At 69.6% G+C, this 20508-nt stretch carries 18 protein-coding genes; 2 read left to right on the top strand and 16 right to left on the bottom strand.

Translation table 11 applies throughout. The features are described 5' to 3' along the window. Positions 1 to 63: 63 nt before the first annotated feature. Together tsaA and putP are read right to left on the bottom strand one after the other, a co-directional pair. Entirely contained in the window at positions 64 to 543 is a 480-nt protein-coding gene (gene tsaA / locus LRA98_RS04775; protein WP_201168711.1) for a tRNA (N6-threonylcarbamoyladenosine(37)-N6)-methyltransferase TrmO, read from the bottom strand. A gap of 228 nt (positions 544 to 771) precedes the next feature. After that, positions 772 to 2253, bottom strand: a complete 1482-nt coding sequence (gene putP, locus LRA98_RS04770) for a sodium/proline symporter PutP (RefSeq protein ID WP_274519787.1) — start codon at positions 2251 to 2253, stop codon at positions 772 to 774. 451 nt (positions 2254 to 2704) lie between these two features. On the opposite strand from putP, the gene putA reads away from it, so the two are divergent. Next, on the top strand, positions 2705 to 5872 hold the full coding sequence (putA, locus tag LRA98_RS04765) for a bifunctional proline dehydrogenase/L-glutamate gamma-semialdehyde dehydrogenase PutA (RefSeq protein ID WP_238633574.1): 3168 nt from the start codon (positions 2705 to 2707) through the stop codon (positions 5870 to 5872). Between the two features lie 381 nt (positions 5873 to 6253). On the opposite strand, the gene cysK is transcribed toward putA, so the two are convergent. Then, positions 6254 to 7234 carry a cysteine synthase A gene (gene cysK / locus LRA98_RS04760; RefSeq protein WP_238633575.1) on the bottom strand — a complete coding sequence of 327 codons (981 nt, stop codon included), beginning with the start codon at positions 7232 to 7234 and terminating at the stop codon, positions 6254 to 6256. Between the two features lie 185 nt (positions 7235 to 7419). Between cysK and phbB the strand changes: the two genes are divergently transcribed. Next, the gene (phbB, locus tag LRA98_RS04755) at positions 7420 to 8166 is read left to right on the top strand and encodes an acetoacetyl-CoA reductase (RefSeq protein WP_238633576.1); all 747 of its coding nucleotides are present in this window, start codon (positions 7420 to 7422) and stop codon (positions 8164 to 8166) included. A gap of 44 nt (positions 8167 to 8210) precedes the next feature. On the opposite strand, the gene LRA98_RS04750 is transcribed toward phbB, so the two are convergent. The 13 genes from LRA98_RS04750 to serC all read right to left on the bottom strand — a co-directional run bounded on the left by LRA98_RS04750 (position 8211) and on the right by serC (position 20472). Next, the gene (locus tag LRA98_RS04750) at positions 8211 to 8507 is read right to left on the bottom strand and encodes a ComEA family DNA-binding protein (RefSeq protein WP_201242423.1); all 297 of its coding nucleotides are present in this window, start codon (positions 8505 to 8507) and stop codon (positions 8211 to 8213) included. 130 nt (positions 8508 to 8637) lie between these two features. Further along, the gene (gene pyrF, locus LRA98_RS04745) at positions 8638 to 9348 is read right to left on the bottom strand and encodes an orotidine-5'-phosphate decarboxylase (protein ID WP_201168642.1); all 711 of its coding nucleotides are present in this window, start codon (positions 9346 to 9348) and stop codon (positions 8638 to 8640) included. Further along, entirely contained in the window at positions 9345 to 10514 is a 1170-nt protein-coding gene (gene lapB / locus LRA98_RS04740; RefSeq protein ID WP_201168644.1) for a lipopolysaccharide assembly protein LapB, read from the bottom strand. The genes pyrF and lapB overlap by 4 nt, the downstream gene beginning before the upstream one ends. 5 nt (positions 10515 to 10519) lie before the next feature. Next, complete coding sequence (locus LRA98_RS04735) at positions 10520 to 10813, bottom strand: LapA family protein (RefSeq protein WP_201168646.1); 294 nt, start codon at positions 10811 to 10813, stop codon at positions 10520 to 10522. Between the two features lie 34 nt (positions 10814 to 10847). After that, entirely contained in the window at positions 10848 to 11156 is a 309-nt protein-coding gene (locus LRA98_RS04730) for an integration host factor subunit beta (RefSeq protein ID WP_201168648.1), read from the bottom strand. A gap of 73 nt (positions 11157 to 11229) precedes the next feature. Beyond that, complete coding sequence (rpsA, locus tag LRA98_RS04725) at positions 11230 to 12912, bottom strand: 30S ribosomal protein S1 (protein WP_201168650.1); 1683 nt, start codon at positions 12910 to 12912, stop codon at positions 11230 to 11232. A gap of 138 nt (positions 12913 to 13050) precedes the next feature. Continuing rightward, positions 13051 to 13734: a (d)CMP kinase gene (gene cmk / locus LRA98_RS04720; RefSeq protein ID WP_201168652.1), complete on the bottom strand. Its 684-nt coding sequence runs from the start codon at positions 13732 to 13734 to the stop codon at positions 13051 to 13053. A 27-nt stretch (positions 13735 to 13761) separates the two neighbouring features. Then, a complete protein-coding gene (aroA, locus tag LRA98_RS04715; RefSeq protein WP_238633582.1) occupies positions 13762 to 15093 on the bottom strand; it encodes a 3-phosphoshikimate 1-carboxyvinyltransferase in 1332 nt (443 codons plus the stop codon). A gap of 5 nt (positions 15094 to 15098) precedes the next feature. Continuing rightward, positions 15099 to 15974, bottom strand: coding sequence for a prephenate dehydrogenase (locus tag LRA98_RS04710; RefSeq protein ID WP_238633577.1), 876 nt, complete (start codon positions 15972 to 15974; stop codon positions 15099 to 15101). Beyond that, positions 15971 to 17116 carry a histidinol-phosphate transaminase gene (gene hisC, locus LRA98_RS04705; protein ID WP_238633578.1) on the bottom strand — a complete coding sequence of 382 codons (1146 nt, stop codon included), beginning with the start codon at positions 17114 to 17116 and terminating at the stop codon, positions 15971 to 15973. The genes LRA98_RS04710 and hisC overlap by 4 nt, the downstream gene beginning before the upstream one ends. 3 nt (positions 17117 to 17119) lie before the next feature. Beyond that, complete coding sequence (gene pheA, locus LRA98_RS04700) at positions 17120 to 18208, bottom strand: prephenate dehydratase (protein WP_238633579.1); 1089 nt, start codon at positions 18206 to 18208, stop codon at positions 17120 to 17122. A 9-nt stretch (positions 18209 to 18217) separates the two neighbouring features. After that, the gene (locus LRA98_RS04695) at positions 18218 to 19387 is read right to left on the bottom strand and encodes a phosphoglycerate dehydrogenase (RefSeq protein ID WP_238633580.1); all 1170 of its coding nucleotides are present in this window, start codon (positions 19385 to 19387) and stop codon (positions 18218 to 18220) included. 5 nt (positions 19388 to 19392) lie between these two features. Then, positions 19393 to 20472, bottom strand: a complete 1080-nt coding sequence (gene serC / locus LRA98_RS04690) for a 3-phosphoserine/phosphohydroxythreonine transaminase (RefSeq protein WP_201168667.1) — start codon at positions 20470 to 20472, stop codon at positions 19393 to 19395. Positions 20473 to 20508: the final 36 nt, after the last annotated feature.

The following is a 20508-nucleotide window of genomic DNA, read 5'->3' as shown; positions in this document are numbered from 1 at the left end:
TGCGTCCTGTTTATTTTATCCGCTCAGCCGTATGTCCGCCAGGGGCTGCGGCAGCCGCGACCCCTACGGCCGGAAGCGCTCGTCCGCCCGACCCTCGGCGAAGCGGGCCCGGGCCTCGTCCAGCCAGCCGCGGCGCACCGGGCCCTGTGGACCCAACTCCGGCGTACACGGCTTGATGTCGAGTAGCGGCGTGCCGTCGAGCATGTCCGGCCCCCGGATCTCGAGGGTGTTGCCGCGCACCGCCTCCAGTCGCACGGTGGACAGGCCGATGGGGTTCGGCCGCCGGGGCGCCCGGGTGGCGAAGACACCGTGGGGGCGATCATCGAGAAAGGGGACCACCTCGAGCTCGTAGCCCTCGCTGCGGTCGAAGAGAAAGATCAGGGTGATGTGCGAGAACCCGTCCAGATCCTTGAGCCCGGCCGCGTAGGCGGGATCGACCTCCACCTGGCCGGTGAAGTCGCCGGCACCGCTCGGCTGGACCGGCATACCGCGACGTTCGGTGTGCGGGGTGCGGATCACCCCGATCGGCTGCATCTCGATCATGCGCTCCTCCTCTGCAGGCAGGTCACGCCCCTGCGGGGCGCAAACGCGCACAGTCTGCGTCATTGCGCGGGCGCATGCAGCCTTGTTGCATCAGCACACGGCGCACGGGGGAAGTGCAGGCGCACATCGAGGGCAAGGATCCCGCCCGGACCCAATGCCTGGCGCGGCGAGGGATACGTGCCCCCGCCGCCCAGGTGCCAACGAGCCCCGGGCGGCGGGGGCGACGGGTCAGTCCATACGCGCCCGGACGCGATCGAACTCGCGCTCGATCTCCTCGCCGGGACGGCCACCAATGCGGCTGAAGACCAGGATCGCCAGTGTCCCGAGGATGAAGCCGGGCAGGATCTCGTACATATCGAACAGGCCACCCTCGAGCAGATCCCAGACGACCACCGTCACCGCACCGACGACGATCCCCGCCAGCGCACCGTTGCGGGTGGTACCCCGCCAGAACACCGAGAGGATGATCACCGGGCCGAAGGCGGCACCGAATCCAGCCCAGGCGTAGGCGACCAGGTCGAGGACCGCGGCGTCCGGATCGAACGCCAACAGCGTTGCGAAGAGTCCGATGACGAGCACCGTGGCACGGCCGACCCAGACCAGCTCGCGATCGCCGGCGCGCGGGCGCAGGAAGCGCTTGTAGAAGTCCTCGGACAGGGCCGAGGAGGAGACCAGCAGCTGCGAGTCGATGGTGCTCATGATCGCCGCCAGCACCGCCGCCAGCAGGCAGCCGGCCACCCACGGGTTGAACAGCGCCTGGATCAGGGCCAGGAAGACCGTCTCGGGGTTGTCCAGGGTGCCGGTCCCCTCGAAGAAGGCGATACCGGCAAAGCCGGTGAAGATCGCCCCGAACAGGGCAAAGACCATCCAGCTGATGCCGATGAACCGGGCCGCCGGGATGTCCTTCGGGCTGCGGATGGCCATGAATCGGGTCAGCACGTGGGGCTGCCCGAAGTAGCCCAGCCCCCAAGCCATCAGCGAGATGATGCTGAACAACGTCACGTCGTGGAAGGCATCCAGCGCCCCGGGCTCGAAGTCCGCCACCGCCCCGGCGGTCTCCGACCAGCCGCCGAGATTCATCACCGTGATCACCGGCACCAGGATCAGCGCGACGAACATCAGGATGCCCTGGATGAAGTCGGTCCAACTAACCGCCAGGAAGCCGCCAAGCAGGGTGTAGACCAGGATCACCGAGGCGCCGACCGCCAGGGCCAGCGTGTAGTCCACGCCAAAGGTGTCCTCGAACAGCGTGCCCGCCGCCACCAGCCCGGCCGAGGTGTAGAAGGTGAAAAAGAGCAGGATCACCAGGGCGGAGACCACGCGCAGGGCGGAGGTCCGGTCCCGGAAACGGTTCTCGAAGTAGGCGGGGATGGTGATGGAGTCCCGCGCCACCTCGGTGTAGCGGCGCAGCCGCTCGGCGATGAACTGCCAGTTGAGGTAGGCGCCGATGGCCAGGCCCACCGCGATCCAGATCTGATTCATCCCCGAGGCGTAGACCGCCCCGGGCAAGCCGAGCAGCAGCCAGCCGCTCATGTCCGAGGCGCCGGCGGACAGGGCCGCAGTCCCCGATCCGAGACGCCGCCCGCCGAGGATGTAGTCGGCCAGGCTCTTGGTGAAGCGGTAGGCGAAGAGCCCCACCAGGATCATGAGGATCAGGTAGACGACAAAGGTCGCCAGCAGCGGGATGTTCAGATCGAGCTCCCCGTTCATTGGTCCTCCTCCCGCAGCTTGCGGCGCACCAGGCTCGCCAGCGCGAGCACCACCACCAGCAACATCGGCACCAGCAGCCAGAACCAGGTGGCTGCCGTGAGGTTCTCTTCCATAGCCCGCTCCTCCGCTTGTGCAACGCCCGCCGCCCGGCGGCCGCGGGTCAGGGTCAACGATTACCGGGTGCAGATTCCGTGCCGCTGCGCACCGCCCGGCATCCCCGGACGCAGGCGCGGCGATTGCACCATGCGTGACCGGGGATGAAATACCAGGCACTGCGATCGTGCAAGGCACTGCGCCGGCATACCGCCCTCGCCGACCCGGCCGACAGGCGCCACAATCAGGGAAAGCGCCGCCCGCTCGCAGGCCGAGCACTGCGCGCGGGGCGGGCTGGCACGCGCCCTGCACGCAGCAGGCGATGTCCGCCCTGATTCGATCCGCCCGAGGAGGTGCCATGAGCGCGTTCGTCCATCCGGACCCCGAGCAGCTGCTGCCCGTCGAGCGCCAACCCCTGGCCGCGGCCTATCGCATCGACGAGCCCACCCGCAGCCAGGCCCTAATCCGGGAGGCCGAGTGCGACCCGCAGACCCGGGCGCGTATCCAGGAGCGGGCCCGCACCCTGGTCCACGGCATGATCCGTGCCCAGCGCCGCCAGTCCTCGCTGACCGCGCTGCTCCACGAATACGACCTCTCCAGCGAGGAAGGGGTCGCGCTCATGTGCCTGGCCGAAGCGTTACTGCGCATCCCCGACGCCCCCACGGCCGATCGGTTGATCCACGACAAGCTCGGCGCCGGAGGCTGGTCATCGCACCTGGGCCGCGACCGCCGCCTGCTGGTCAACGCCGCCACCCTGGGCCTGGCGCTGACCGGGCGGATCCTCGATGCCGGCGAAGCCGAACGCTGGTTCGGGGCTCAACTGCGCGGTGCCATGGCGCGCCGGGGGGCGCCACTGATCCGCCGCGCGGTGCGCCGCTCCATGGGCCTGCTCGGCGAGACCTTTGTCCTCGGCCGCGACATCCCCGAGGCGCAGCGGCGTGCCCGCAAGCTCGAAGCCAAGGGGTACCGCTACTCCTACGACATGCTCGGCGAAGCGGCGCGGACCGATGCCGACGCCGAGCGCTTCTTCCAGGCTTACTGCGCAGGGATCGAACACTTTGGCCGCAGCGCCGACCCCAACGCATCGATGGACGCCCGCGCCGAGGTCTCGGTGAAGCTCTCGGCCCTCGACCCGCGCTTCGAGCCCGGCCAGGAGGAACGCGTCCGGGAGACGGTCATCCCACGGCTGCAGGCGCTCTGCCGACGGGCCCGGGAGGCCGGCATCGCCCTGTGCGTGGACGCCGAGGAAGCGGCCCGGTTGGATCTGACCCTGGACGTGCTCGAGGCGGTGATGGCCGACCCCGAACTGGCCGACTGGCACGGCCTGGGGATCGCGGTGCAGGCCTACCAGAAGCGGGCGCCGGAGTGGATCGAGTGGCTTGCCGAACGGGCGCGGCACCACCAGCGACGGCTGCGGGTCCGCCTGGTCAAGGGCGCCTACTGGGACACCGAGGTCAAGGACACCCAGATCCAGGGCCTCGACGACTACCCCGTCTTCACGCGCAAGGCGGCCAGCGACGTCTGCTTCCTGGCCTGCGCCCGGCGCATGCTGCGCTACCCCGAACAGATCTACCCCCAGTTCGCCACCCACAACGCCCACACGGTGGCCGCCGTGCTGGAACTGGCCGAAGAGCAACCCTTCGAGTTCCAGCGCCTGCACGGCATGGCCGACGAGCTTTACGATCAACTCGTCGACGCCCGCCCCGGCCGCGGTGTCCCGGTGCGCATCTACGCGCCGGTGGGCCAGCACGAGGCCCTGCTCCCCTACCTGGTCCGGCGGCTGCTGGAGAACGGCGCCAACTCCTCCTTCGTCAACCGGATCCACGAGGGCGACGTAGAGACCCTGATCGCCGATCCGGTGGAGCACCTGCGCTCGCGTCCGACCCTGCGCCATCCCCACCTGCCTCTGCCGGCCGGGATCTTCGGCCCGGGTCGGACCAACAGCCGCGGCATCGATTTCTCCAACCGCCAGGAGACCGCCGCGCTGGCCGACGCCATGACCAAGGCGGCCGAGACCCGGCGTCAGGCGCGGCCGATTATTAACGGCCGCGACGCGGACGACGCCGACGGCCAGTGGGCGGATATCTGCAGCCCCACCGACACCGGGCAACGGGTGGGCCGCGTGCTGTGGGCCGGCCCCTCGCAACTGGAACAGGCGCTGGCCGGCGCCGCCGCGGCCTGGCCGCGCTGGGCGGCGACACCGGTCGAGGAACGCGCCCGCGCCCTGGAGCGCCTGGCCGATCTCTACGAGACGCACACGGCCGAGCTCATGACCCTCTGTACCCTGGAGGGCGGCAAGACGCTGCGCGATGGCATCGCCGAAGTCCGCGAGGCGGTGGACTTCTGCCGTTACTACGCCGCCCAGGCACGACGGCTGATGGGCGAGCCGACGCCGCTGCCCGGACCCACCGGCGAGACCAACGCGCTACAACTCCATGGCCGCGGCACGTATCTGTGCATCAGCCCCTGGAACCTGCCGCTGGCGATCTTCACCGGTCAGATCACCGCCGCCCTGGCCGCCGGCAACGCGGTGATCGCCAAGCCGGCGGAGCAGACACCGCTGATCGCCCACCGGGCGGTGACGCTTATGCACGAGGCGGGCATCCCTGGCGACGTGCTCCACCTGCTACCCGGCGAGGGCGGGCGCATCGGGCCGCCGCTGGTCGCCGACCGGCGCATCGACGGCGTGGCCTTCACCGGCTCGGTCGCCACCGCGCAGCAGATCCACCGCACCCTGGCCGGGCGCGAAGGACCCATCGTCCCCCTGATCGCTGAGACCGGCGGCCTCAACGCCATGGTCGTGGACTCCAGCGCCCTGCCCGAGCAGGCAGTGGTGGATGTCCTGCGCTCGGCGTTCTTCAGTACCGGTCAGCGCTGCTCGGCGCTGCGCCTGCTTTGCCTCCAGGAAGACATCGCCGAACCTTTTCTAGAGATGCTGCGCGGTGCCATGGACGCCCTGCGGGTCGGCGACCCGCGCTGGCTGGCCACCGACATCGGCCCGGTCATCGATGCCTCGGCCCGGGCCCGGCTGGAGGCCCACCATGAGGCGATGGCCGCCGCCGGCCGGGTGGTCCATCGAACACCTCTGGGCGACGCCGGAGCCCGCGGCCATTTTGTCCCCCCGTCGCTCTACCGGCTGGACGCCATCGAGGACCTGCAGGAGGAGTTCTTTGGGCCGATGCTCCACTACACCACTTGGCGGGCGGGGGAACTCGAGTCGGTGGTGGAGCGGATCAACGCCGCCGGTTATGGGCTGACGTTCGGTGTGCACAGCCGCGTCGACAGTCATCGGGATGCGGCCACGCGGGCGATCCGCGCCGGCAACGCCTATGTGAACCGGGATATTGTCGGTGCGGTGGTCGGCTCGCAGCCCTTCGGCGGCGAAGGTCTGTCGGGCACCGGTTTCAAGGCGGGCGGTCCGAACTACCTACTGCGCTTCGTCAACGAGCGGGTGGTCACGGAGAACACGGCCGCGGCCGGGGGCAATGCCTCGCTCTTCGCCCTGGGCGAGGATGACGAGACGTAAGCGGCGAGGAGCCGGCGGGCAGGCGGTTCACCGCTTGGGCGATGCGGGCTGGCGAAGCCCGAGGACGGCTCGCTGCGGCCGTGGGAGGTGGGGGCGTCAACACGGCGCTGATGAGCGCACCCCTTCGGGGTCCCCTGCGCTGCTCTCCCCCTCGGGGCCGCGCGTAAAGCTCGCGCCGCTGCGCGGCGCTCGTGCGCTACGCGCTATGCGGTGCGAACCAGCAAAGGTTCGCACCGCATGCCCCGAGGGGGTTGCGCTGCTCGGTGCGCTCAATGCGCCGTGTTGACGCCCCCACCTCCCGCGGCCGCAGTATCCACCAGCTCTGGAGCGTTCCACCGCTCGGGCAGGTGGAACGTGTGCCCGCCGGCTCCTCGCCGCCGACTACGCCTCGTCATCCAGCCCCTCGAACAGCGGGGTCGAGAGATAGCGCTCGGCGCTAGAGGCGAGGATGACCACCAGACGCTGACCGGCCAGCTCCGGGCGCGCGGCCACCCGCACCGCCGCCGCCAATGCCGCGCCGCTGGAGATCCCGCAGGGAATCCCCTCCAATCGTGCCACACGACGACTCATGGCCAGCGCCTCAGCGTCCTCCACCTGCAGGGTCTCATCCACCAGCGCGGCATCCAGGGTCTCCGGCAGGAAGCCGGCGCCAATACCCTGCAGGCCGTGAGGGCCGGGCGCCCCGCCGGAGAGCACCGGCGAGCCGGCCGGCTCCACGGCGTAAGCCCGAAAGCCCGGCCGTCGCTCCTTGAGCAGCCCGGCCACACCAGTGAGCGTGCCCCCCGTCCCCACCCCGGCGATCAGCCCGTCCACGACACCGCCGGTGTCCTGCCAGATCTCCTCGGCCGTAGCGCGGCGATGGGCCCGGGGATTGGCGGAATTGCTGAACTGCCCCGGCTGGAAGCTGTCCGGGATCTCCTCAAGCAGCTCCTGGGCTCGCTCGATGGCACCGCGCATACCGACAGCCGGATCCGTCAACTCGACCCGTGCACCGTAGAAGGCGAAGAGCTTGCGGCGCTCGCTGGACATGTTCGCCGGCATGGTCAGGATCAGCCGATAACCCCGCGCGGCGGCGATAAAGGCCAGGCCGATGCCGGTGTTCCCTGAGGTGGGTTCAATCAGTGTGGAGCGACCTGGCGTGATACGGCCCTCGGCCTCCGCCGCCTCGATCATGGCCAGGGCGATGCGGTCCTTGACCGAGCTCAGCGGGTTGAACAGCTCCAGCTTGGCCAACAGCTCGGCCGCCAGACCCGCCTCGGCGCTCAGCCGCGGCAGGCCCACCAGCGGCGTATGCCCGATGGTGGCCACGAAGTCGTCGTAGATCCGCCCGCGCCCCGGCGCGGGTCCTTGCGTCTGCGTCATCCCACCTCCTGAGAACGGCCCCGCGCAAGCGTTTCCGATGTGCAGCAAAAGCCACCATTACGCTGCGCCGCGTCATTTGCAAAAGAGTGCATAGCCCCTATTCTGGGGAAAAAGCCGCAGGCAGGCACACCTGTCCAGGCGGCACCACCAAGGATAAGGATCCAGATCGAAGGGGGAGCAACCTTATGAGCCAGAAGACGGCACTGGTGACCGGTGGCCTGGGCGGGCTGGGCGCAGCGGTCTGTGCGCGCCTGGGGCGCAGCGGACACACCGTGGTGACCACCTACACCTCGGACAACGGCCGTGTCGACAAGTGGCGCGAGCAGCTCCAGCAGCGGGGGGTAACCGGGCCCGTCCATGCGGTTCAGTGCGACGTCTCCGACTGGGATTCCTGTGTGGCCATGGCCGAGGCGATCCATGAGCAGGCAGGGCCCGTGGACATCCTGGTCAACAACGCCGGCATCACCAAGGACGGCAGCTTCAAGAAGATGACCCGGGAGAGCTGGGATGCGGTGATGCGGACCAACCTCGACAGCGTCTTCAACGTCACCAAGCAGTTCGCCGATGACATGGCCGGCCGCGGCTGGGGCCGGATCATCAACGTCGCCTCGGTCAACGGCCGCAAGGGCCAGTTCGGTCAATGCAACTACGCCGCCACCAAGGCCGGCATGCACGGTTTCACCATGTCCCTGGCGCGGGAGCTGGCGCGCAAGGGGGTGACGGTGAACACGGTCTCGCCCGGCTACCTGGCCACCGACATGGTCATGGCCATGAAAGAGGAAGCCCGCCAGCAGGTCATCGACACCATCCCGGTACAACGACTCGGTGAGCCCGACGAGGTGGCCTCGCTGATCGAGTATCTCGCCTCGGAGGACGCCGGCTTCATCACCGGCGCCAACCTCGACATCAACGGCGGCCTGCACATGGAGTGATCGCCGGTGGCGGGGGCGGCCCCGCCGCCCCCGCCTTCACCGCCCTAGTTGGCGTCCTCCACCCGGATCCGTTCCCGGTTGTCCTCCACGGTCGCCGGGCCCACGCCGCTGACGCGACTGAGGTCGTCGGCATCCCGGAAGGGACCGTTGGCCTCGCGCTCCTCGACGATCTCGGCCGCCCGCACTTCGCCGACGCCGGTCAGCCCGGCGGCGAGTTCTTCGGCACCGGCTTCATTGATGTCCACGCCCCCGGCGGCCTGGACAGCCCCGGCGGTGAGCGTGAGTGCGGTGAGGGTCGCGGGGATGGACGCGCGGATAGCGCCGCTGAGTTGCTCAGGCATGTCGGATCCTCCTTGATGCTTGTGCCTGTAAGTCGCCACTCCCTGGCGACGGACGACACCGTCTTGCGACGGCGTCGGTATTAATGTAGCAGCCCACCCCGGCCGGGCCAATCGGGGACGGCGCCGGCGTTCACCCGGCGGCGGCAATCTCGGCGCCGATCCCGGCGGCGGCGGCGGCAGGATCGTCGGCGGCGGTGATCGGGCGGCCGACGACCAGGTAATCACATCCGGCGGCCACCGCCGCAGCCGGGGTGGCGATGCGCTGCTGATCCCCGACCGCCGCCCCGGCCGGACGCACGCCGGGGGTGACCCGAAGCAGGCCACCGCCGAAGCGCTCACCGATGGCTGCGGCCTCCTCCGGCGAGCAGACCACGCCATCGAGCCCGCTGGAACGGGCCAGCCCGGCCAGCCGCAGCACCGCCTCACGCGGCGGCCCGGCCAGGCCGATCTCCTCGAGGGTGGCGGCGTCGTGGCTGGTCAGCACGGTGACCGCCGTGAGCAGGGTCTGCCCGTCGGCAGCCGCCACCGCCTCGCCGGCGGCCTCGAGCATCCGCCGTCCGCCAAGGGCGTGGACGTTGACCATCCAGACGCCGAGTTCCGCCGCCGCGCGGCAGGCACCGGCCACGGTATTGGGGATATCGTGGTACTTGAGGTCGAGGAAGACCTCGAACCCCCGCCCCTGGAGTCGCTCCACCAGCTGCGGTCCGGCGCGGGTGAACAGCTCCTTACCCACCTTCAGCCGACACAGCCGCGGATCGAGCTGCGCGGCCAGGGCCTCGGCCGGGGCCGCCGCGGGGAAGTCCAACGCCACGATCAGTCGCGGCCCGGCAGGTACGTTCATCCGCCCTCCGTCTCGTTCTGCGGTCGAATGCTCGCCCAGCTCTGGCAGCCGGGGCACTGCCAGAACAGGGTCCGCCCCGAGAAACCGCAGCGCCGGCAGCGGTAGAGGGCGCGACCGGCCTCCAGCTTCTCGAAGAGATCGAGCAGGATCTGCATCTCGCGCGGGTCGATGGGCTCACCCACCGAGTGGGTCAGCGCCACCAGGCGGCGGATGCCGTCCAGCGAGGGCTGCCGGCGCAGCATCAGCGTCAGCTCGCGGATCGCCGCCTGCGTGCCGCGGCGCTCACGGATGACCTCGGCCAGGCGGACCATCAGGCGGCCGTCCGGCATGCGCGTGACCGTATCCCGCAGGAAGGTCTCCATCTGCCCCGGGCGCCCCAGCCCGCGGTAGGCGGCGGCCAGGCCGTCGAGGATCTCGGGCAGCAGCGCCGGATCCTGCGTACCCACCGCCTCATACGCCTTGACCGCGGCCTTGTAGCGTCCCAGCTCGCGCTCCAGGTCACCGAGGAGCATGTTCGCCCGGGCACAGTCCGGGTCGGCACTCAGCGCCCGGCGTAGCGCCTTGCGGGCGTGCTCGGTGTACCCCCGGCTCAGGGCGTGGGCGGCCTGCTCGCAGCGCAACTGGCCGATCCGGACCCGATAGTCGCCCTCGCCCACCCGCTCCAGGTGCTCGGCGGTCTCGATGGCGCGGTCCCATTCGCGCTCATGCTCGTAGATGGTCAGCAGCCGGCGCAGGGCCTGATCGACGTGGGCGTCCTGCTCCACCACCTCCTGGAAGAGCTTCTCGGCCCGGTCGAAGACCCCTGCCTTCATGTAGTCCTCGCCCAGCGCGAGCAGCGCGTAGGTGCGCTGGCGTCGGGTCAGCGACGGACGGGCAATGAGGTTCTGGTGGATGCGGATGGCCCGGTCGACCTCGCCCCGCCGACGGAAGACGCTGCCCAGCGCCAGGTGGGTCTCAGCGGTATCGCTGTCGACCTCGACCATGCGGGTGAACACCTCCAGCGCCTTGTCTCGCTCCTCGTTGAGCAGGTAGTTGAGGCCCTGGAAGTAAGCATCCGAGATCGGAGGGGAGTAGGAATCGTGGTGCTCGTCACCTCCGCCGCGCCGGCCGATCCACCATCCGGAAAGGGCGGCTACTGGCAGCAGTAGCCACAGCAGCTCGTGCATCGGGGTCAGTCACTGTCTCCCAGCGGCACGCGGCGCATGGCCTGCAGCTGCCGCTCGGCGTAGCCGAGCTGCCGCCGGAGCCGGGAGACTTCGCGGCGACGGCGCCAGACGGCGCCGATGCTGGTCAGGGCGCCGAGGGCGGCGCCGACGATGAGCGTGATCACCAGGGCCACGGACAGCGCCACCTGGAACTCCGCGAAGAAGACATCCACGGCGACCGGATCCGCATTCAGCACGGAGAAGGCAAGCCCGATAAGAATGATCAGAAGGATACCGATGATGGCGAATATGCGTCGCATGGGCCGGCTCTCACCCTCTATGGCTGGAAACGATTCACTGCGAGCGCAGCGGCGCCTGGTGGCGGCTGCTGTTTACGCGCTCCCGCAGCTCCTTACCCGGCTTGAAGTGTGGCACGTACTTGGCTGGCAGCGCCACGGGTTCTCCGGTCTTGGGGTTGCGGCCCATCCGCGCTGGGCGGTGGTGGAGGGAAAAGCTCCCGAAGCCGCGGATCTCGATCCGCTCGCCGTTGGCCAGGGTCTCGCTCATGTGCTCGAGCATCTTCTTGACCGCGTCTTCAACGTCCTTGTGAGCCAGATGCGGCTGCTTGGACGCAATGGCCTCAATGAGCTCGGACTTCGTCATGGGTCGGGGGTCTCTGCTTGCTGGCTCGGATCGGCGGGACCGGGGGGCGCACGGCCCCCCGGGGTCACCGGACTCAGTTGTCCTGGTTGCCCTTCATCTGCTCCTTGAGCAGATCGCCGAGCTGCGTGGTGCCGGCACTCGGCCCCGGGCGGGCGTGCTCCTGCACCGCCACCTGCTCCTCCTCGGCCTCCTGGGCACGCAGGGAGAGGTTGACCGTGCGGTTGCGACGATCGACGCCGACGAACTTGGCCTCGAGCTCCTGCCCCTCCTCAAGGACCGAGCGGGCGTCCTCGACGCGCTCCTTGGCCAGGTCCGAGGCGCGGATGTAGCCCTCGACACCGCCGCCGACGTCCAGGGTCGCGCCCTTGGCCTCGACGGAGAGGATCTTGGCCTTGACCGTGGCGCCCTTCTGGTGGTCGGCCAGCCACTGGCTCAGCGGATCCTGCTCCAGCTGCTTGATGCCCAGCGAGATGCGCTCACGCTCGGGGTCGATCGACAGGACGACGGTCTCGACCTCCTCGCCCTTGCGGTAGTTGCGCACCGCCTCCTCGCCGGCCTCGTCCCAGGACAGGTCGGAGAGGTGAACCAGGCCGTCGATGCCGCCCTCCAGGCCGACGAAGATGCCGAAATCGGTGATCGACTTGATCTGACCGACGACGCGATCGCCCTTGGCGTATTTGGCGGCGAACTCATCCCACGGGTTCGGCTGACACTGCTTCATACCCAGCGAGATGCGGCGGCGCTCCTCGTCGATGTCGAGGATCATCACCTCGACGTCGTCGCCGACCGCAACCAGCTTCGCCGGATTGACGTTCTTGTTGGTCCAGTCCATCTCGGAGACGTGGACCAGGCCCTCGACGCCCTCCTCGATCTCGACGAAGCAGCCGTACTCGGTGATGTTGGTGACCTTGCCCGGCACGCGCGCCCCCTCCGGGTAGCGCTGCGCGATGGCCTCCCACGGGTCAGCGCCGAGCTGCTTGAGGCCGAGCGAGACGCGGTTGCGCTCGCGGTCGAACTTGAGCACCTTGACCTCGATCTCCTGGCCGACCTCGACCACCTCCGAGGGGTTCTTGACCCGGCGCCAGGCCATGTCGGTGATGTGCAGCAGGCCGTCGATGCCGCCGAGGTCGACGAAGGCGCCGTAGTCGGTCAGGTTCTTGACGATGCCCTTGAGGGTCTCGCCCTCCTGGAGCTTCTCGAGCAGGGCCTCGCGCTCGGCGCTGTACTCCTCCTCGACCACCGCGCGGCGGGAGACCACCACGTTGTTGCGACGGGCATCGAGCTTGATGACCTTGAACTCGAGGTCCTTGCCTTCCAGATAGGTGGTGTCGCGCACGGGGCGGATGTCCACCAGGGAGCCGGGCAGGAAGGCGCGGATGTGGCCCAGATCGACGGTGAAACCGCCCTTGACCTTGCCGCTGATCTGACCGGACACGGTCTCGCTGTTCTCGTAGGCCTTCTCGAGGGCACGCCAGGCGTAGGCGCGCTTGGCCCGCTCGCGGGAGAGCCGCGTTTCGCCGAAGCCGTCCTCGACGGTGTCGAGGGCCACCTCGACCTCGTCGCCGACGTTCACCTCCAGGTTCCCGGCCTCGTCATAGAACTGCGAGACAGGGATCACCGCCTCGGACTTGAGGCCGGCGTTGACGATCACGTCCTCGTTGTCGATCCCCACGACCTTCGCCGTAACAATGGCGCCAGGCCGCATATCGGTGTTCGCAAGGCTCTCCTCAAAGAGTTCCGCAAAGCTTTCGGTCATCGCTCAGTCGATCCAGGACCGTGTCACGGTCAGTTGTTGGTGGTGGATTTCGGCGGCCACGGCCGCCGGCCCTTCCTTGAATACGATTTACGGCCGCCTGCCACCCCGCGGGGGGCGGCGGCGACGCGCTTGTGCCGATTATCCCAGCCGTCCCCGCACTTGCGCCAGTACCCGTTCGATCACCGTTTCGATGGCCAGGCCAGTGGTATCGAGGTATTCGGCGTCCGGGGCGGGCTTCAGTGGCGCCGTGGTACGGGAGGCGTCGCGTCGGTCTCGCTCGGCTATCTCTTCCGACAGGCTCGCAAGGCTAACATCGGCCCCCTGCTCCTTCAACTGGTTATAGCGCCGCCGCGCGCGCTCCTCGGCGCTGGCGGTGAGAAAGACCTTCACCGGCGCGTCGGGGAAGACCACGGTGCCCATATCGCGGCCGTCGGCCACCAGCCCCGGGGGGCGGCGGAAGTCGCGCTGACGCTGCAGGAGGGCGTCACGCACCGCCTGCAGAGCCGCCACCTGCGAGGCCAGGGCCCCGGTGGTCTCGGTGCGCAGCTCGGCCGAGACGTCGTCGCCGTCGAGGAGGATCCGCTCCGCCCCGTCGGCGACCCGAAACTCCGCCGGCAGCACGGCTGCCAGCTCGGCGGCCCGCGGCGCATCGTCGGCGGCCACACCCTGGCGCTGGCAGTAGAGCCCGGTCAGGCGGTAGAGGGCACCGCTGTCCAGGAAATGCCAGCCGAGGGCAAGCACCACGGCCTTGGCCACGGTGCCCTTTCCGGCCCCGCTGGGGCCGTCGATGGCAAGTACGGGAGGGGGATTGGTCTGGGTCATGAAGTTTCAGGTTTCGACGGTTAGGGTTCAGGGGGTATGGGCGGGCCCGGCGTCGACCTCCACCCCCATCCCCAGCCGGCGCAGCAGTTCCACAAAACCGGGGAAGGAGGTGCGCACGTTCTCGCAGGACTCGATCGCCACCGGGGCCTCGGCACGCAGGGCGGCGATGGCGAAGGCCATGGCGATGCGGTGGTCGGTATGGCTGTGCACCTGCCCACCGTCGAGCACCGGCCGGCCGACGATGCGGGCCCCATCCTCGCGAGGCTCGACCGTCACCCCCAGCGCCTGCAGGCCCTCGGCCATCACCGCGATGCGGTCGGACTCCTTAACGCGCAGCTCGGCGGCGCCGGTGAGCAGCGTCTCGCCCTCGGCGCAGGCGGCCGCGATGAACAGCGCCGGGAACTCGTCGATGGCCAGTGGCACCAGCTCCTCGGGGATGGCGATGCCACGCAGCCCGGCGGAACGCACCCGCAGGTCCGCCACCGGCTCGCCACCGACCTCGTCGGTACCCAGCACCTCGATATCGGCGCCCATGCGCCGGAGGATCTCCACCACGCCGGTGCGGGTGGGGTTCCAGCCGACATGGCGCAGGGTCAGGTCCGAGCCCGGGGCAATGCTCGCCGCGACCAGCAGGAAGGCGGCCGAGGAGATGTCCGCCGGGACGTCGACGCGGGTCCCGTACAGACGCCGCCCGCCCTCCAGGCAGACCGTGGCCAGATCGCGGGAGACCGGGTAACCGAACCCCTGGAGCATGCGCTCGGTGTGATCGCGGGTGGGGGCCGGCTCGGTGACGCAGGTGTGGCCGGCAGCGCGCATGCCGGCGAGCAGCAGCGCCGATTTCACCTGGGCGCTGGCCACCGGCAGCGTGTAATCGATGCCGGTCAGCGGGCTGCCTCCGTGGATGCGCAGCGGAGCGGTGCCGGCCTCGCTGGTGGTGATCCGCGCGCCCATCTCCGCCAGGGGCTCGGTGACCCGGCGCATCGGGCGACGGTTGAGCGAGGCATCGCCGGTGAGCACGGTGTCGAAGGGCAGCCCGGCCAGCAGTCCGGCGAGCAGGCGCATGGAGGTGCCGGAGTTGCCCACGTCCAGCTCGGAGGCCGGCGGACGCAGCCCTTCCCAGCCCACCCCGTGGACCGTCACCGCGCCGTGCTCCGGACCGTCGATGGCCACGCCGAGGGCGCGGAAGACCTCGATGGTGGCCAGGACGTCGGCCCCCTCGAGCAGACCGGTGACCTGCGTGGTGCCATCGGCCAGGGCGCCGAGCATCACCGCCCGGTGGGAGATCGACTTGTCCCCAGGGACCCGGGCCTCGCCGCGGATCGCCCCGCCCGGGGCGACCCGCCAGTTCTCGTTTTGCATCGCGCTCACGAGCGCCCCTCCAGCAAGCGCAGGAAGCCGGCGCGGGCCTCCTGGGCATTCTCGAACACACGCAGGACCCGATCGTCGTCACCGGCGGCCAGCGCGTCGGTCAGCCGCCCCAGATCCTCCTGGTAGCGGCGCAGTGCCGCGACCACATGCGCCCGGTTGGCGGTGCAGATATCCCGCCACATGGCCGGATCCGACGAAGCGATACGGGTGAAGTCGCGGAATCCGCCAGCGGCGTACTCAAAGATCTCCTGCCGGTCATCCCAGCCGGCCAGGGCATCCACCAGCGCATAGGCGAGCGCGTGCGGCAGATGGGAGGTGGCCGCCAGGACCTCATCGTGGTGATCGGCCTCCATGCGCACGACTTGGGCACCGGCCGCCCGCCACATGGCCGCGACGCGCTCGACCGCCTCCTCGGGGTTCTCCGCCGTGGGGGTCAGGATGACCCGACGGCGATCGTAGAGTTCGGCGAAGGCGGCCTCCACGCCGCTGTTCTCGGTGCCGGCGATCGGGTGGCCGGGCACCAGCCACGCCGGCGGCGTCCCGTAGACGGCACGGGCGTTCTCGATCACCGAGCCCTTGACGCTCCCGGCGTCGGTCACCACGGTACCGGGCTCCACCGCCCCCTCGAGGGCGGCCAGAACCCCGCGCATGGCACGCAGGGGTACGCAGATCACCACCAGATCGGCGCCTCGAACCGCCTCGGCGGGGTCGTGGCAACCGCGGTCGATGACCCCCAGCGCCCGGGCACGCTCCAGGTTGGCGGCGCTGCGCCCGCAGCCGACCACCTCTTCCACCGCTGCGTTGCGGCGCAGGGACAGGGCCAGCGATCCACCGATCAGGCCCACGCCGATGATCGCCAGGCGGCGGATCACGCCGTACCCCCGTGCAACTGCCGGGAGAGCGCGGCCAGGAAGGTGCGGTTCTCCACCGGCGTGCCCACGCTCACACGCAGGTGCCCGGGCAGGTCGTAGGCGTCCACCGGGCGGACGATAACCCCGCTGCGCAGCAGCCCCTCGTTGAGCTCCGCCGCCCGATCCCCTGCGTCGAAGGTCAGGAAGTTGCCGGCGGACGGCAGCGGGGCGAAGCCCAACTCCTCCAGGCCGCGGCGCAGTACTGCGCGCTGCTCGGTGTTGAGCGCCACCGAACGCTCCAGGTACTCGCAGTCGGCCAGCGACGCGACCGCCGCCGCCTGGGCCGGGCCCGAGCAGTTGAACGGCTGGCGCACGCGGTTCATCAGCTCGGCAACCGCCGGATGCGACAGGGCGTAGCCGGCCCGCAGGCCGCCGAGGCCGTGGACCTTCGAGAAGCTGCGGGTGACGATGAGATTCGGGTAATCGTCGAGCCAACGACTGGCATCGGGGTAGTCCGCCTCCTCCACCGCGTACTCGAAGTAGGCCTCGTCGACCACCGCCAGGGTCGTCGCCGGCACGGCGTCGAGAAACCGGCGCAGCGCCTCGCCCCCGACCCAGGTGCCGGTCGGGTTATTGGGGTTGGCGACGAAGACCACCTGGACCGATTCGTCCGTGGCGGCGGCCATCGCCTCCAGGTCGTGGCCGCGGGGCTGCTCCGGGTGCCCGGCGGGCAGCGCCGGTACCACCCGGGCCTCGGCCCCCGCCGCCTGGGTCACGATCGGGTAGACGGCGAAGGCGTGGGCCGAGAAGACTGCGCGGCGTCCAGGGCCGAGAAAGGTCTGCGCCACGAGGGCGAGGACATCGTTGGAACCGTTGCCCAGCGTCACCCGCCCCGGATCCACCCCGTGGCGCTCGCCGATGGCGTGCCGGAGTTCGAAGCCGTTGCCGTCCGGGTAGCGGTGACCGGCCTGGACCGCCGCGGTAGCAGCCTCCGCCGCCCGCGGCGAGGGCCCCAGCGGGTTCTCGTTGGAGGCGAGTTTGATCACCTCCTCGACGCCATACTCGCGCCGGAGCTCTTCGATGGGCTTGCCGGGCTCGTATGGGGCGAGGCCGCGAACGCCCGGATTGGCCAGCTCGAGGAATGCGGATTCGGATGCAGCCATGGATCAGATCGCCCTTGGATAGGAGCCGAGAACACGGAAGAGACTGGCACGCTGGCGCATCTCCTCCAGGGGGCCACGCAGGTGCTCGTCCCCGGCGTGCCCGAGGATGTCGATGAAGAACACGTACTCCCACACCCCCTGCTGGCGCGCCGGACGCGACTCGATCCGGGTCATGTCGATGCCGTTGCGCGCCAGCGGCTCAAGGAGCTGGAAGAGCAGCCCGGAGCGGTTGGCGCTGGAGACCACCAGCGAGGTCTTGTCGTGACCACTCGGCGGCGGGGACTGGTAGCCGAGAACCAGAAAGCGGGTGGTGTTGCCGTGGTAGTCCTCGATGCGCTCCTGGAGCAGCGGCACGCCGTAGCGCTCCGCCGCCGCCTCGCTGGCGATGGCCGCGGCGTTGGGCTCCAAGGCCGCCAGCCGGGCCGCCTCGGCGGTGCTGGAGACCGGATGGCGCTCGGCCTGCGGCAAATGGGTCTCGAGCCAGGCGCGGCACTGCGAGAGCCCCTGCTGGTGCGAGTAGACCCGTTCGACCGAGGTCAGCCCACCGGCGTGGCTGGCCAGGGCGTGGTGGATGCGCAGCTCCACCTCGCCAACGATGGCCAGCTCCGAGTCCAGGAAGCGGTCCAGGGTGTGGCTAACCACCCCCTCGGAGGAGTTCTCCACGGGGACCACGCCGTAATGCGCCGCCCCCGATTCCACCTCGCGGAATACGCCGCCGATGGTGGCCTGAGGCGACATGCCGGCATCGTGGCCGAAGTGCTTGCTGGCCGCCTCTTCGGTGAAGGTGCCCTGCGGGCCGAGGAAGGCGACGGTCAGCGGCTGCTGCAGCGCCCGGCACGCGGACATGACCTCGCGGAAGAGGACCGTGACCTGCTCACGGGTCAGCGGCCCCCGGTTGCGCTCGACGAGCCGCCGCAGGATCTCCGCCTCCCGCTCAGGCCGGTAGACCTTGAGCGCTTCACCGCGGCGGGCCTTGGCGCGGGCCACCTCCTCAGCCAGGCGAGCCCGCTCGCTGACCAGCTCGAGGATCTGGTCGTCGATCCCGTCGATCCGTTGCCGCAGCGCGGCCAGGTCGTCATTGTCGACGGACATCGCTCCCCCTCAGCGGATCACGCGGACCTTCAGAACCCCCTCGATGCCGCGCAGTTCCTCGGCCACCGCTTCCGGCACCTCGCCCTCGACGTCCACCAAGGTGTAGGCCAGGCGTTCCTGCGCCTTGTTGAACATGTCGTCGATGTTCAGACCGTGCTGCGCCAGCAGACTGGAGATCTGACCGAGCATGTTCGGCACGTTGGCGTTGACCACGCACAGGCGGTCGCCCTTGCCGCTGCGCGGCATGCTCATGTCCGGGAAGTTGACCGCGTTGCGCACGTTGCCGGTCTCCAGGTAATCGCGCACCTGATCGGCCACCATGATGGCGCAGTTCTCCTGGGCCTCGTGGGTCGATGCCCCGAGGTGCGGCAGCGTCACCGCCTGCGGATGGTCCTTGACGGCATTGCTGGGGAAGTCGCTGACGTAGGCGTGCAGACGCTCCTCGTTGAGTGCCTCGAGCACGTCGCCCTCATCCACCACCTCGGCGCGCGAGAAGTTGAGCAGCGTAGCCCCCTGGCGGGCCTGGGCCAGGCGCGAGGCGTTGATCAGCCCCCGGGTGGCGTCGATCAGCGGCACGTGGATGGTGATCATGTCCGAGCGCGCCATGACATCGCCCACGCTGTGCGCCGCCTCGACCCCGGAGTCCAGGGCCCAGGCGGCATCCACGGTGATCTGCGGGTCGAAACCGACGACCTTCATGCCCAGGGCCCGGGCGGTATTGGCCACCTGGACGCCGATGGCGCCGAGGCCAACCACGCCCAGGGTGCGCCCGGGCAGCTCAAAGCCGACGAAGCGCTTCTTGTTGGCCTCCATGGCCTCATGCAGCTCGGCGTCGCTGCCCTGCAGGCCCCGGGCATACTCCCAGGCCGGGCAGATGTTGCGCGCGGCCAGGAACAGCCCGGCGATGACCAGCTCCTTAACCGCGTTGGCGTTGGCACCCGGGGCATTGAACACCGGCACGCCGCGCTCGGTCATGTCCCCGACCGGGATGTTGTTGACGCCCGCCCCGGCGCGGCCGATGGCCACCACGGAATCGGGAACCTCCTGGCCGTGCAGGTCGGCGGAACGGACCAGGATGGCGTCCGGGTGCGCGATGTCCGACGAGGTCTCGAAACGCTCGCGGGGCAGCCGGTCCAGGCCCTTCACCGAGATGTTGTTCAGCGTGAGGATGCGGTACATGGGATTCACCCGTTTCGCCTCTCGAAGTCGGCCATGAACTCGATCAGCCGGTCGACACCGGCTTCGGGCATGGCGTTGTAGATCGAGGCCCGCATTCCACCGACCGAGCGGTGCCCCTTGAGGGTGGTCAGACCGGCCGCCTCGGCCTCCTCGAGGAAGGTCTTGTCGAGGCTGTCGTCGGCGAGCACGAAGGGTACGTTCATCCACGAGCGCGCCTGCGGGTCCACCGGGTTGCTGTAAAAGCCGGAACCGTCGATGGCGTCGTAGAGCTTCTGCGCCTTGCGGTGGTTAATCTCGGCCATCGCCTCGAGCCCGCCGAGCTCCTTGAGCCACTGGAAGACCAGCCCGGCAATGTAGAGCGGATAGGTGGCCGGCGTATTGAGCATGGAGTCGGCGTCGACCTGCTGCTTGTAGTCCCAGACCGTGGGGGTCTGCGGCATCGCCTGGCCGATCAGGTCCTCGCGGACGATGACCAGGGTCACGCCGGCCGGGCCGATGTTCTTCTGCGCCCCGGCGTAGATCAGGCCGTAGCGGCTGACGTCGATGGGCCGCGACAGCAGCGTCGAGGACATGTCGGCGACCAGCGGCTTGTCCCCGACGTCCGGCAGCCAGTGGAACTCCACGCCGCTGATCGTCTCGTTGGGGGTGAAGTGGACGTAGGCGGCGTCGTCGGAAAGCTGCCACTGCGACTGCGGCGGGATGTGCATCATGTCCGGCTCGCCGGAGGCGGCGACGTTAACGTCGCAGAACTTCTTCGCCTCGGCGATGGCCTTCTTGGACCACTGCCCGGTGTAGATGTAGTCGGCGCGCTGCCCGCCACGGAGCAGGTTCATCGGAATGGCCGAGAACTGGCCAGTAGCACCGCCCTGGAGAAAGAGCACCTTATAGTTGTCCGGGATCTGCAGCAGTTCCCGCAGGTCGGCCTCGGCCTTCTCGGCGATGGAGACGTACGCCTTGCCACGGTGGCTCATCTCCATGACCGACATGCCGGTGCCGTGCCAGTCGAGCATCTCGTCGGCGGCCTGGCGCATCACCGCCTCGGGGAGCATGGCCGGACCGGCGCTGAAGTTGAAGACTCTACTCATGCGGTGATCCTCGGTTGCGAAACACGAATTCCCGGG

This window comes from Halorhodospira sp. M38, from assembly GCF_022227985.1.
Lineage (GTDB): Bacteria > Pseudomonadota > Gammaproteobacteria > Nitrococcales > Halorhodospiraceae > Halorhodospira > Halorhodospira halophila_A.
This window is presented reverse-complemented; position numbering and strand designations above follow the sequence as displayed.